Genomic DNA, 12,709 nt, shown 5'->3' with positions numbered 1-12,709 from the left:
TGATGAGCGAACTGCAATTCCAACCCGCGCGCCGCGTGGTCATCGTGGGCGGGGGCACCGCCGGCTGGATGACCGCCGCGGCCCTGTCCACCCTGCTCGGCCCGCTGCACGAGATCCACCTGGTCGAGTCCGACGAGATCGGCACGATCGGCGTGGGCGAGGCCACGATCCCCCACATCCGCGTCTTCAACCAGGCCCTGGGCATCAACGAGGACGACTTCATCCGCGCCACCCAGGGCAGCTTCAAGCTGGGCATCGAGTTCGTCAACTGGGGCCAGCTGGGCGACCGTTACATTCACGGCTTCGGCACCATCGGCCATGACTACCACGGCACGCCCTTCCACCACTGGTGGCTGCGCCGCCAGGCCGAGGGCCGCGGGGGCGATCTGGCCGCGGTGTCGATCAACACCGCCGCGCCGCTGCAGGCGCGTTTCATGCGCCCGCGCGCCGACATGGCCGGCTCGCCGCTGGCCGACATCGCCTACGCCTTCCACTTCGACGCCAGCCTGTACGCGCGCTTCCTGCGCGGCTTTGCCGAGCAGCGCGGCGTGCGCCGCCACGAAGGCCGCATCACCCGCGTGCACCAGCGCCCCGGCGACGGCTTCATCACCGGCGTCACGCTGGCCAGCGGCCAGCAGATCGACGGTGACTTCTTCATCGATTGCTCGGGCATCCGCGCGCTGCTGATGGAGCAGACGCTGATGGTGGGCTACGAGGACTGGCGCCACTGGCTGCCCTGCGACCGCGCGATCGCCGTGCCCTGCGCCAGCGTCGAGCCGCTGCTGCCCATCACCCGCTCCACCGCCCACAGTGCCGGCTGGCAATGGCGCATTCCATTGCAGCACCGCATCGGCAACGGCCATGTGTTCTGCAGCCGCTTCATGAGCGAGGACGAGGCACAGTCCATCCTGCTGAACCACCTGGACGGCGAGCCCCTGGCCGAGCCGCGCACCATCCGCTACGTCACCGGCCGGCGGCTGCGCTTCTGGGACCGCAACTGCGTGGCGGTGGGCCTGTCCAGCGGTTTCCTGGAGCCGCTGGAGTCCACCAGCATCCACCTGATCCAGACCGCGATCACCCGCATCATCCAGTTCTTCCCGCATGCCGGTTTCGACAGCGCCGACATCGCCGAATACAACCGCCAGACCCGCTACGAATACGAGCGCATCCGCGACTTCCTGATCCTGCACTACCACGCCACCGACCGCAGCGACTCGCCGTTCTGGAACCACTGCCGCACGATGGAGGTGCCCGAATCGCTGCGCCACCGCATGGCCCTGTTCCTCAGCAACGGCCGCGTGGTGCGCGAAGGCAACGAACTGTTCGCCGAGGCCAGCTGGTTCCAGGTGATGTATGGCCAGCGCATGCGCCCGCGCGCCTACCACCCGCTGGCCGCACAGCGTCCGCTGGCCGAGGTACAGGACTTCGTGGACGGTGTCGAACAGGTGATCGGCCGCTGTGTGCAGGTGATGCCCAGCCATGCCGAGTTCATCGCCGAGCACTGCGCCGCCCCCAGCCCGAAGGCCATGGCATGAAGCGCCTGCTCACGCTGTCCCTGCTGGCCGCCGCACTGGGCCTGGGCGCACCTGCGCAGGCCGCGCCGCGGGCCTGGGTCACCAGCGGCGACGGCCTGCAGCTGATGCAGGCGCAGCCGCCGCTGCGCCCCGCGCCAGCGCCGCGCGGGCAGCTGATCGAGGTCGACCCCGCCCAGCGCTTCCAGACCATGAGCGGTCTGGGCGCCAGCATCACCGACGCCTCGGCGCAGCTGCTGATGGCCCTGCCGCCGGCGCGCCGCAGCGCGCTGCTGCGCGAGCTGTTCGGCCGCCAGGGCGACGCGCTGGGTTTTTCGCTGACCCGGCTGACGATCGGCGCCTCGGACTTCTCCACCCGCCACTACAGCTTCAACGACCTGCCGCCCGGCCAGACCGATGAGGCGCTGGCCGGCTTCTCCCTGGCGCCGCAGCGCGCCGATGTGATCCCGGTGGTGCGCCAGGCGCGTGCAATCAACCCGCGCCTGCAGGTGATGGCCTCGCCCTGGAGCGCCCCCGGCTGGATGAAGACCAACGATTCGCTGATCCAGGGCAGTCTGCGGCGCGACCGGCACGGCGTGTTCGCCCGCTACCTGGTGCGCTATGTGGACGAGATGGCCCGCGAAGGCGTGCCGATCTTCGCGCTGACGGTGCAGAACGAGCCCCACTTCGAGCCCGGCGACTACCCCGGCATGCGCATCGAATCACAGGACCGCGCCGCGCTGGTGGGCCAGCACCTGGGCCCGCTGCTGGCCGGGCGCCAGCCACCGGTGCAGATCATCGAATGGGACCACAACTGGGACCAGCCGCAGGCGCCGCTGGAGATGCTGTCCGACGCCCAGGCCCGGCGCTTTGTCAGCGGCGTGGGCTGGCATTGCTATGCCGGCGACGCGCGGGTCCAGTCGGTGGTGCACGACGCCCACCCCGACAAGGACACCTGGTTCACCGAGTGCTCCGGTGGCCGCTGGAAACCGCACTGGCCCGAGACCCTGCCGTGGATGATGCGCCATGTGGTGATCGGCAGCATCCGCCACTGGGCGCGCGGCGTGCTGATGTGGAACCTGGCACTGGACGACCAGGGCGGCCCGCACCTGGGCGGCTGCCCCGACTGCCGCGGGGTGGTCAGCATCAACACCGCCACCGGCACGGTCACACGCAACCTGGAGTACTACGCGCTGGGCCACGTCAGCCGCTGGGTGCGGCCGGGTGCGGTGCGCATCGGCAGCTCACCGGGCCGTGACGGGATCGACAGCGTGGCCTTTCGCAACGCCGATGATGGCTCGGTGGTGCTGGCCCTGTGCAACTCGGCGCCCGATGAGCGCTGGCTGACGCTGCGCCTGAACGGGCGCAGCACCACGCTACGCCTGCCGCGCGAGAGTGTGGCCACGGTGGTGTGGCCCGGACCGGGCCGCCTCACGCCGCGGTAGCCTGGTCGCGGTACCGCTGCTGGATCACCCGCGCCAGCGCCTGCATCTCCTGCTCGGCGTGGCGCTGCCAGATGGCCTGGGTGAAGAACAGGCGCGCCAGCAGGTGGCGCCAGGCATTCGGAAAGACGATGCAGATGCTCAGCCCCAGCCGGCAGGCGGCCGGGCCATCCGGATCAAAACGAAAGCTCACCTCCGAGCGCGAGGTGCTGCGGAACAGACCCAGCACGCGGACCTGGCTCTGCGCGGACACCAGGTCCATCCGCCGCCCAGGCACCAGCGCGGCCACCCGGTACTGGTGCTGCACCCGCTGGAAGCCCGCCTGCTCCCAGACATCGATCACGGTGTCGGGGCCGAGGTGCTCGCCCCGCATCTCGTACTTCAGGTGGGCCGGGCTGAGCGCCAGGTAGAACTCGCGCACCCGCATGTAGACCTGGAACGCCGCCTCAGCAGGGCAGCGCGCGCCCAGTTCGGTGCCCACCTGCACCGCATGGCGCGGTGCCGCCACCACGCGCCACAGGCTGTGCAGCACCCAGCCCGCCAGCAGCGCCTGGACCAGGTGCCTCAGCATGCGTGCCTCGCCCAGCAGCGGCGCTGACAGCGTTCAGGATCCGACGCGCTGGAGGGCATAGGCGTTGCGCAGCGTGGCCGTGCCCGAGGCCGCGTGTTCGGTCTTGGACCAGGCCAGTGTCTTCGGGCCCACCGCCAGCACATGGCGGTCGATGCGGTCGTCCACGGCACGCTCGAAGGCGATCTGGCTGCCCTCGCCGCCCGCCTCGGCACGGGTGATTCGGTGCTGTGACGTGCCGGGCTTGGCAATGCCGGTGGACCACACCAGCGCCTGCGCCGCGAAATCAAAAGCCATGCGCTCGTAGGAGTACACCCGCTTGCCGGGGCCATCGTCGAACTCGAAGAACAGCGCCAGCTCCTGCGGCGCCGCCAGCGACACCGACAGCTGGCAGGGCAGCGTGACCCGCGTGTCCGGGCGGCTCCAGTCCAGGTAGGTCAGCGTGCCCGCCCATGCGCCCACGGCCGCCGCCAGCCAGGGGTGCGGTCGCGGGTCATACAGCGCCCGAGCGACACCCGGCAGGGTGGCTGTCAGCGTGGCGCCGAGTGCAGTGGTGAGCGCGGTGCGACGTTGCATCGTTCGATCTGAGCGAGAGCCAGGAACCGGGCGGGACATGCCCGCGCCATGATGACCGCATCCGGGCCGTCAGCCAAGAGCCTGACCGGTGATCCGCGCCGTGCTGGCACCCGAACTCACCCGGCCGCCGAGCCGCGCAAGGCCTGCCGCACCACCAGCTTCAGGCCGGACCACACCTCGCTGACCGCGCACACCTTGATGTCCACGTAGCCCAGCGGCAGCGCCAGTTCGCGGATCACGTCCTCGGTGACGGTGGTGGGCACCTTCGACGCCTTCTTCGGCCAGGACACCCACACCGCCGCGTCGGGCTGGAGCGACGCACGCAACTCGGCCAGCGCCTGCGCCAGCGTATCGCGCTGGGCCACGAACAGATGGACCAGCGTGGTGCTGGCCGTCACCGCCGGCTGGCGCTGGGTGCCCTCGGGCAGCGGCCCGTAGAGTGACGGCAGCTCGGGGGGTGGCTCCAGCACGACCAGGCGGGTGCTGGCCGTGATGCCCAGCTTCTTCAGCAGCGGCGTTCCTGAGTAACCGGCAGCCATGGTGTCTCCTCACTCACGCACAAGGGCATCGTGCACTCAGGCCCCAGGCCGGATGGCCCGGCTCGGCCAGGCGCGGCGCACCTGGTCCAGCCGCTGCGCCACGGATTCGTCGGCCTGCAGGCGCAGCAGCGGACATGAGCGCTGCGCCAGCCAGGCCTGGTGCCTGGCCAGGCTGCGGCCCTCCGGGGGGCCCTCGTCGTACTGCGCCGCCCAGCGCAGAAAGGCCTCGTCGGCGTGGCCCAGGTGCTCGATCTCCCGCTGCCGCAGCCGCTGCACCCGCAGCGCAGCCGGCAGGTACAGGAACACGATCAGGTCGAAGGCATCCTGCAGCTCGGCGCCCCAGCCCATGATCGAGCCGCTGAGCACCACGTCCTCGCCCGAGAGCAGGTCGCGCCGCAGCAACGCCAGGCGTTCGCCCGGGTCGCGCTTGGCCTGGAACGGCGGCGTGGTGGGCAACCAGTAGTAGCCGTCGGCATCCAGATGCCGCATCGACCGCTCGGCGGCCAGGGCCGCACCCAGGGTCGAGGTACCACTGCCAGACGCACCGGTGATGTGCACACGCATGGATCGCGGGGCCCGGGTCGGGCCTGAATGACCTGGCGGAGCGCCGCGGCCGACCCCGGCATTGTGCAGTGTGCGGCCGTCCGGCGGCGGGTGCCCGAAGGCCCGCGTCAGGCGCGCAGGACCTTCTCCATCGCCTTGCCCTTGGCGAGCTCGTCCACCAGCTTGTCCAGTTGGCGGATCTGCTGCATCAGCGGGTCCTGCACCGCCTCGACCCGCACGCCACAGACCACACCCGTGATCAAGGTCCTGTTCGGATGCAAGGCCGGCGCACCGGCGAAGAAGCTGCGGATGTCCGACCGGTCATCGATCCGCGCCTGCAAGCCGGCGGCGTCGTAGCCCGTCAGCCAGCAGATGACCTGGTCCACCTCGGCGCGGGTGCGCCCCTTGCGCTCGGCCTTGTTCACATAGGCCGGGTACACGGCGGCGAAGGGCATGGCGAAGAGGCGGTGCTCGGTCATGGTGGCAGGTCGGTGGGGGAACGCTTGCGGCCTGCCGTCTGGGGCAGGAACCGGGCCCGGGGGGGCTGCTCAGCGAGCCCGGCCCGCGATTCGACCACGCGCCAGGCCCGCGCGCCAGCCCGGGCAACACCGGCGGGCGCAGTGGCGGCTCATCCCGCGCCGCCGGCGGTGAACACGCGCGCCAGGCCTTGTCCCTGGCTGTAGTAGTAGTCCCCGCTGGGGCTGATCACCACCGCGCGATGCTCCCCCGGCTGCACGAAGTAGCGCCACCCATGGGCCGCATCGCCGGGACGTGTCTCCACCGGCACCATCTGCCAGGCTGTGCGCACACCGGGCGCCTCCTGATCCACCGAGCGGGGTGGCGCCGCCCAGGCCGCCACGCTGGTCAGGGCCGCCCCGAGGCCCCATGCCAATACCGTGTTCGCGAACATCATGGTCCATCCTTTCTTCCGACGGGTTCCAGTCGACGCTGACTGTGCGTCCACTGTGGGCGTCGGAACTGAAGACCGTCTGATGGTTGGTGGTGCGTCGCTCGAATCCAAGGCCATGGTCTGCACACCACGGCCCAGGGCGGAGCGCCTTCACCTGGGCTATGCGCAAGAAGCCTGCATGCCACCGCCCCCACGGCTCAACGCGGCAGGTCGCCACGCGTCACGGACTGCTCTGGCACCAGCGTGTGCCCCAGTCCCCCCATCACGGTGCCCGCGGCACGCGCCACGGCGGCCTTGGCGTGCGCGGTCGCCATGGTGTACCGCCTCCCGGCCAGTCCCACGCGCGTGAAGATCTGCACACCCAGGGTGCGGAGGCAGTGGGCGCCCGGCACCTTGCGCGCCACGTCAACCCTCGGGACAGCCATCGGGACCGCATGAGGCACCGGCCCGGGGGGCGGGGCGGCGTGGCCGCGTCCGAGTCCGGCGCTAGAACTTGCCCCAGCCCGGTAGGGCCGCCGCCTGGCGGATCCACGCCAGCACCTGCTCCTCGTCCAGGGCCCCTTCCACCAGGTTGATCCACCGGGCCTCCTGGGCGCTGCCACCCGGCGGGGGCGGACGCAGGGAGGTGCCCTTGAAGAAGGTGAGTTTCACGAAACCGGTGAAGATGTGGAAGCTGACGAACCAGCCCTGGCCCGGGATCCCGTACATCGGTGAGTTCCAGCGCACGGCCTTGCTGACGCCGGGCACGGCCTCGCAGATCAGTGCATCGAGGCGCTCGGCCACGCCGCGCTTCCAGCCGGGAACGGCGCTGAGGTAGGCCTGGACCGGTGCATCACCGTCAGCCTTGGCGATCTGTGGATTCCCGCCGGCCAGGAGTCTGGGCGGTGCGGACGATGGACCTGGTGCAGCCACATGGCCCCCTGCAACCTGTCGTGGGAACCGGGCCGCGCGCTCAAGACGACGGCATCAGCCCGGACCAAGGCCATGATAGTCCGGCAGCGGCCGTTCCTCAGCCCTGAGCATCGGCTGGAGCCGACGACCGGCCGTCGTCGCCACCGCGTGAGGTCTGCCCGGCGGGCTACCGCTCGCACAGTCCCTTGAGCAGGGCCAGCGCCTTCGGATAGGTGTCCAGCATGTACTGTTCCCACTCGGCCGCGGTGTCCAGCGTCACGACCAGCTGGCAGCCACCCGGCACATCCAGCAGGCGGTAGGTCTCGTCAGCGGGTGCCCAGGCGCGCACCTTGTCGCTGGTCGTGTCCTCCACGCCGTTCTCGATCATGCCCAGGTGTCGGATGCGGACGAACTCCTCCGGTCGGTGCTCAGCGATCTCCGACACCATCCCGTCGCCCGACGGTGAGAGGAACAGGATCTTGGCGCCCTGGTCCCACGAACCAACGAAGTGCGAGCCTTGCGCGAACGCGGCCGTCCAAGCCTGGTAGCCCTGCGGATCCAGCATGGTGGCCCACACCGTGGACCGTGGCGCGCGGACAGTGGTGTCGAAAGTCAGTGTCTTCATGGGTGCTTCCTCGTTCATCGGCTGCGGAACGTTGTCGCCGCCTGCCTGACGACGATTGAGCGTGCGAGACATCGACCGAGCCCTGGATCGTGCAGCTTGGCGCCGTGGCGCTCCATGGGGACGAAGGTTGCCACGCAGCCCTGGCACGCATGTCCACCCTGGCCCATGGCGCGTTTCGTTCACTGCGCGCCCGGGCGATGTTCGACGGATCGTGCGTCATGGGCGAAGAGCGTTGCAGCCGAGCCAGCAGCAGGCGCCTGGCGTTTGGTCGATGGCACGCATGATGCACCACGGCCAGCAGCCAGGCCAGGTGCGTTGCTTGTGACGGTCAGCGCCTGCGGGGCCTCAGGCCGAGCGTTGTCTGGCGGCCAGATAGGCCTCGATGTGCGGCAGCATGACCTGCCGCCGCGCCAGGCTCTCAGGTGGCCAATGGTGCTCGCGATCGTAGTAGGCCGTCACGGCCGGTACGCCCACGGGCAGCACGACCCAGGGCTGCTTGGATGCCGTGAAGATGTGGATGTCCGGCGGCAGCAGGTCCGGGTTGTCGAGCGTGCCGACCCGAATGAACTTGATCAGCGGTCCGGCGCCGGCATAGTGGCTCCACACAGCGATCTTGCAGTGGGGGCAGCGAGCGATCATCTGGCCATTGCCGCTCTCCGATGGGGTATCGACCAACTCCGGCGTTTGACCCAGCGTAACGACTCGAACGGCCTCGATCATGGCGTTCAGCGCGAAGGACGCGCCAGACTCCCGCTGGCACCAGCGGCAATGACAGCAGTGGACGAACAGCGGCGCGGTCTGTATGCGGTAGCGCACTGCCCTGCAATCGCAGCCACCTTCAGCGGGGAACGAATTCGGGGGAGGCATGGCTGTGCCCTTCCTGAAGCGCCTGATGTTGAGGCCATTCGGCCCGCGGACGACATCCGCCGCCGGCCCGGTGCCAGATGATGCACCATGGACCATGAACCGCGGGGCTTGTCGCCCCCGACGCACGACCTGCAATGCGGACCCGGGTGCGCCCTGGGCCCGCGGCGGATGCCGCTGATGCGCGCCCCGCAGGCCAGGCACCCGGCCTGTGGCTGTCAAACGTCGCCAGAGGTCATGCAGGAATCTTGGCGTAGATGCGCAGGTGGCGCAGCCGTCCTTGTGGCGTGAACCCGGCATTGCGGTGCAGGCCCTCCAGTGTGAACCCTGTGCGCTCTGCCAGTTGCCAGCACTTCCGGTTGTTGTCATCGACACTGAGTTCCAGCCGGTTGGCCCGCAGCACCGTCATGGCGTGATCGGCAAGCGTCTGGACGGCTTCCGTGATCAGGCCCTGCCCGCCGTGTCCGGTGCGACACCAGTAGCCGACTTCGAACTTGCGAAGCTTCCAGTCGGCCTTGTGCAGGCCGCCACCGCCCACCAGCCGTCCTGACCCTCGCTCGAAAAAGAACACCATCCAATCCTCACCCAGCAGGTAGCAGCCGTGGGCCTTCCTGCATTCCATCTCACAGAAGGCCACCGACGGCGGCGGAAACGTCCAGGCCAGCCACGGCGAGAGCTCTGCCTGCGACTCGATGAGCGCCGCGTAGAACGCCTCGCCATCACCGGGGGCAGCCGGCCGGATGAGCAGACGATCCGAGATCAGCCGATCGGGAAAGATGTCTGGTGTGTCCATGGAGCGAATTGGCGGCCTGACTTGTGAACCCAGGGGCCGACGCTGCCATGCCACTCAGCCCGAGAGGCTGAGGATAGGCAGGCAGCGCCCCGCGGGCAAGCTGCCATGCCCGTGGCGCTCACGTTGAACAACGGCTCAGACACCGCTGGCCTGCCTTACCAGAAGGTCATTTCTCGAAGCGGCAAGCGAACCGGCTGCTGAAAGCCTTCCTCACGGTCACTGGCGTACCGGGTGGTGAGGAAGGACGGAAAGACGGTGAGCCCGGACAGCGCCCCGGGTTCATGCCAAGCCGCCTGCGTGATGTGCTCGGCCACGGTGTCGGGGTGGCTCCAGTTCAGTTGCCCGCCCATGAAGCGGGCAGCGAACCAGAACTTGACGTGCCGACACTCCGGGTTGAAGAACTCCTCCACATAGAGCAGTCGGCCCACCTGGACCTCGAGTCCTGTCTCCTCGCGCGCCTCCCGGGCAGCCGCCTCCTCAAGGGACTCCGTGCCCTTGACGCCGCCTCCCGGCGCCACCCAGAAATCGTAGGCGCCAGGCTTCACGTGGCGGACAAGCAGCAAGCGACCGTCGTGTTCCACGATGACGCCGGCGGAGATTCGATGTTGCATGGGTTTCACGGTCCTTGGCGTGTAACTGACCGGCGCCGCACCGGCATGGCGCCGGAGGCCCAGCCTGAACGCAGGCTGGAAGGCGTCATGCCGTTGGGTGTCTGGGTGAGCGACAGATCAGGCATCTCGCCACCGGCACCTGGTCAGCGCTGCCGTCACCTGTTCCTTGTCCCTCGGGCTCTTGCCAATCACCCAAGGCGCCGACGTCACCAATGTGCTTCCCCCGACGGAGTCCGGAAGCACGTGGAAGATGCAGGTCTGCTCTTCAAGATCTGCCTTGCGGCTGTCTGTCGAGAAGAGGCCGCCACCGAATCCGTCAACAACCCCCGGTCCACGTTCCCAGGTCGAGGGGAAGAGCACTTCCAAGACGGTGAGGTCAACGTCAGCGCCAACGCAAGAGGTCCATGCGCCGCCATGCGTTGCTGGTTCACCTTGGCACATCCGGACCTGACTGGCATTCACCAACCTCAGGTTCGTAGCCGTTCCGAGGAAGACGTGGCGCGCGCTGCAGACCTCCTCGTCGAAAGTCATGGGCGGCGGAGGTGTATCAGCCAAGCTTGCCCGCCATAGCAGGGCCGATAGAACCGCGAATGCGCACAGTCGAAACGTCATACCTTGGCGCCCAACAATGGAGTCAACTCTGCCGGCCGCAGCGGGCAAGGGTTGAACGGCGGGTCTGGCGGCATGGGCCCAGGGGCGATACGCACGGTACGTTGGCGAGTGCACTACCCGCACCTGCCGCCAGGAAGTCTCTGCCTTTGGCCTGTCTACTTGACGGGGAAGCTGACGCGAGCGCCGGCATGGCAGTGGGCGTCGGTTGTAGCGAGCGGTCAGGCGGCGACTGCGGCGCGTGGGTTGGGGAGCTCATAGCGCAGTTCCGCAAAGCCTGTGCCCACCTGGCGAACGGAAAGGAGCTTCCAGGGCGGACTGGTGACTCGACGTGGAAAGAGCTGCTTTCCCTTGCCCAAGGTGACCGAAGCGACCTGAATGATGGCTTCGTCCAGAAGCCCGGCGTCAAAGAACTGGCCTGCAAGATCCCCACCACCGACGACCCAGACATTCTTGGCGCCTGCAGCGCGAACCATCTCTTTGTGGACCGCCCGCACATCCCCTTGAACGAAGCGGACGTCAGCCCCCTCAATGGGCGGCAGGGTGCGATGAGAGAACACCCAAGCGGGCTGTTCGTAAGGCCATGGCGAGCCAGCCTGCTCCGCCACCTTCTCCGCATGGCGCACCATCCACATGTACGTGGCTGAACCCATGGCCAGTGCCCCCACATGGGCAATGAAGGAGGGGTAGCCGGTGTCGTTGATGTCCCCAAGCGGGAACAGCCAGTCCAGCGAGTCCTCCTCTGTCGCAATGAAGCCATCAAGGCTTGTGGCTGTGTAGTACTGCGTCTTCATGGCGAGGGAAGTTAGAAGGACAGTGTTGTCGCCGCCTAACGGTTGAGTTGAGCGGCGCGCACGCCGAGGTCTGAGCATGGCACTTTATCCCTCACGCGCCCGCTCCAACGAGGCGTTAGGTCGCATCGAGCAACTTCAGCGCTTCCACGTCGGAGATCGAACCTCCGCGATGGATCACAGTAGCCCGAGCACCAGCAGAAGCGGACAACTCGACCAGAGCATCGTCACTCAGGAGTCGCGCACCGTTCGCATCATCAGCAACAACCGCCAGTACGATCCGAGGCGCCGGCTTGAGCCAAGCCGACGCACCGAGCTTCGAATAGGCAAAGGCCAGTATCAGCTCGGCAATTCTTCGGTCACCAGCAAAGGCAGCGGGGTTTGCGAACGGTGAGTACGTCTTAACAGCCGAGGCATCGATTGGACGCCCCACAGAAACGACGCGTTGGTCGGCATCGATGCTGAGTAGCGGCTCGAACTCAAACTCCCTTCCATTCGAAACGTCGCGCACGCGTATACGACCGCTATGAAGCTCGACAACCGCAGCAGCGCTGATGAGGGAACGTAGCCATGCGAACATAGATGCGGCCTAACGTTCGAGCTGAGCCATGCACGCCGGCATGGCGCTTGGCCCGCTGTATGGATGATGGCCTAAGCCGGGAAGCGGGCCAAGTGCCATGCCGGTGGGCGTCGGTTCCAGCGAGGGGTTAGGCCTCGCCGAGGTAGGCTACGGACCCTTGCGCGCGACAGCCAGTTCGTTTCGAAACGCGTCCTCGACACTCTTGATTCTGCCAAGAACGATCTCGTCAAAGTTGCGACATGTATTCTCGGTTTCGGCAACAGGCCGGGCGTCCATCTTCTGCTCGATGTTGCGGACGTTGCTGGCTACGAGATCGTCGTATTGCTTCTTGCGTGATGAGGCAGTTTGGTTCCGGACCTTAGCCCAGTGCCTCGTGTACTCGGTAAAGATTACGTCAATCTCGTCAAGCACCTTGCGGTTGGCGCGCTTCCACTCATCATGTGCAATGAGGCTCGCGGCGGCTAGTTCCGGAAACCTCTTTGCGCAGATGCTTTGATAGAGGGCAGGAACCTTCGTTGCGGCGTAGAGGATTCCTGGAGCGTTTTCATAGGACAGCGCCCTGGTCTGCGACTGCGCGGCCAAAGAGGCGACAGCTAGGGTACTGGCGAAAAGTCGGGGCAGTTGCATTGTTCTCTTGGGCACGCGAGAGCTGATCTGCGAGGCCTAACGATCGGGCTGAGCCGCGAACGCCAGCATGGCGCTTGGCCCGCTGTACGGATGATGACCTAAGCCGGGAAGCGGGCCAAGTGGCATGACGGTGGGCGTCGGTTCCAGCGAGCGGTTAGGCCGCACTCTTGCCCCACTAGAGGCCGGCGAAAAGAATAACTGCACCGATGACTACCAAGTACACCACCCA

17 protein-coding genes are annotated in these 12,709 nt (G+C 67.6%); 2 read left to right on the top strand and 15 right to left on the bottom strand.

The features are described 5' to 3' along the window. Positions 1-2: 2 nt before the first annotated feature. Both KAK03_RS22685 and KAK03_RS22680 read left to right on the top strand, forming a co-directional pair. Positions 3-1,535 carry a tryptophan halogenase family protein gene (locus KAK03_RS22685; protein WP_210856958.1) on the top strand — a complete coding sequence of 511 codons (1,533 nt, stop codon included), beginning with the start codon at positions 3-5 and terminating at the stop codon, positions 1,533-1,535. Continuing rightward, complete coding sequence (locus KAK03_RS22680) at positions 1,532-2,956, top strand: glycoside hydrolase family 30 protein (protein WP_210856957.1); 1,425 nt, start codon at positions 1,532-1,534, stop codon at positions 2,954-2,956. Before KAK03_RS22685 ends, KAK03_RS22680 begins: the two co-directional genes overlap by 4 nt. Here KAK03_RS22680 and KAK03_RS22675 read toward each other — a convergent pair. From KAK03_RS22675 to KAK03_RS22605, 15 genes are all read right to left on the bottom strand, one after another. Continuing rightward, entirely contained in the window at positions 2,943-3,524 is a 582-nt protein-coding gene (locus tag KAK03_RS22675; RefSeq protein WP_210856956.1) for a hypothetical protein, read from the bottom strand. The two genes, KAK03_RS22680 and KAK03_RS22675, sit on opposite strands and share 14 nt — an antisense overlap. A 33-nt stretch (positions 3,525-3,557) precedes the next feature. Next, the gene (locus KAK03_RS22670) at positions 3,558-4,097 is read right to left on the bottom strand and encodes a hypothetical protein (RefSeq protein ID WP_210856955.1); all 540 of its coding nucleotides are present in this window, start codon (positions 4,095-4,097) and stop codon (positions 3,558-3,560) included. A gap of 116 nt (positions 4,098-4,213) precedes the next feature. Then, positions 4,214-4,636, bottom strand: coding sequence for a DUF3052 domain-containing protein (locus KAK03_RS22665; protein WP_247661358.1), 423 nt, complete (start codon positions 4,634-4,636; stop codon positions 4,214-4,216). 36 nt (positions 4,637-4,672) lie between these two features. Continuing rightward, complete coding sequence (locus KAK03_RS22660; RefSeq protein ID WP_210856954.1) at positions 4,673-5,200, bottom strand: P-loop NTPase family protein; 528 nt, start codon at positions 5,198-5,200, stop codon at positions 4,673-4,675. Positions 5,201-5,307: 107 nt separating this feature from the next. Further along, positions 5,308-5,658 carry a DUF2200 domain-containing protein gene (locus tag KAK03_RS22655; protein WP_210856953.1) on the bottom strand — a complete coding sequence of 117 codons (351 nt, stop codon included), beginning with the start codon at positions 5,656-5,658 and terminating at the stop codon, positions 5,308-5,310. A gap of 149 nt (positions 5,659-5,807) precedes the next feature. Continuing rightward, on the bottom strand, positions 5,808-6,092 hold the full coding sequence (locus KAK03_RS22650) for a hypothetical protein (protein WP_210856952.1): 285 nt from the start codon (positions 6,090-6,092) through the stop codon (positions 5,808-5,810). A gap of 483 nt (positions 6,093-6,575) precedes the next feature. Continuing rightward, positions 6,576-6,872 carry a DUF1801 domain-containing protein gene (locus KAK03_RS22645; protein WP_310738707.1) on the bottom strand — a complete coding sequence of 99 codons (297 nt, stop codon included), beginning with the start codon at positions 6,870-6,872 and terminating at the stop codon, positions 6,576-6,578. 295 nt (positions 6,873-7,167) lie between these two features. Next, positions 7,168-7,605: an SRPBCC family protein gene (locus KAK03_RS22640; protein WP_210856950.1), complete on the bottom strand. Its 438-nt coding sequence runs from the start codon at positions 7,603-7,605 to the stop codon at positions 7,168-7,170. A gap of 345 nt (positions 7,606-7,950) precedes the next feature. Then, positions 7,951-8,472, bottom strand: a complete 522-nt coding sequence (locus tag KAK03_RS22635; RefSeq protein ID WP_210856949.1) for a GFA family protein — start codon at positions 8,470-8,472, stop codon at positions 7,951-7,953. A gap of 232 nt (positions 8,473-8,704) precedes the next feature. After that, complete coding sequence (locus tag KAK03_RS22630; protein ID WP_210856948.1) at positions 8,705-9,262, bottom strand: GNAT family N-acetyltransferase; 558 nt, start codon at positions 9,260-9,262, stop codon at positions 8,705-8,707. Between the two features lie 155 nt (positions 9,263-9,417). Beyond that, entirely contained in the window at positions 9,418-9,873 is a 456-nt protein-coding gene (locus KAK03_RS22625; RefSeq protein WP_210856947.1) for an NUDIX domain-containing protein, read from the bottom strand. A gap of 117 nt (positions 9,874-9,990) precedes the next feature. Next, positions 9,991-10,404, bottom strand: a complete 414-nt coding sequence (locus KAK03_RS22620; RefSeq protein ID WP_210856946.1) for a hypothetical protein — start codon at positions 10,402-10,404, stop codon at positions 9,991-9,993. Positions 10,405-10,703: 299 nt separating this feature from the next. Then, positions 10,704-11,276, bottom strand: a complete 573-nt coding sequence (locus KAK03_RS22615; protein ID WP_210856945.1) for a dihydrofolate reductase family protein — start codon at positions 11,274-11,276, stop codon at positions 10,704-10,706. A 115-nt stretch (positions 11,277-11,391) separates the two neighbouring features. Beyond that, the gene (locus KAK03_RS22610; RefSeq protein ID WP_210856944.1) at positions 11,392-11,784 is read right to left on the bottom strand and encodes a hypothetical protein; all 393 of its coding nucleotides are present in this window, start codon (positions 11,782-11,784) and stop codon (positions 11,392-11,394) included. Positions 11,785-12,000: 216 nt separating this feature from the next. After that, positions 12,001-12,480 carry a hypothetical protein gene (locus KAK03_RS22605; protein WP_210856943.1) on the bottom strand — a complete coding sequence of 160 codons (480 nt, stop codon included), beginning with the start codon at positions 12,478-12,480 and terminating at the stop codon, positions 12,001-12,003. Between the last annotated feature and the right edge of the window lie 229 nt (positions 12,481-12,709).

It is taken from the genome of Ideonella alba, from assembly GCF_018069845.1.
GTDB classification, from domain to species: Bacteria; Pseudomonadota; Gammaproteobacteria; order Burkholderiales; family Burkholderiaceae_C; genus Ideonella; species Ideonella alba.
The sequence above is the reverse complement of the archived record's forward strand: the minus strand, read 5'-3'. Positions and strand labels throughout refer to the sequence as shown.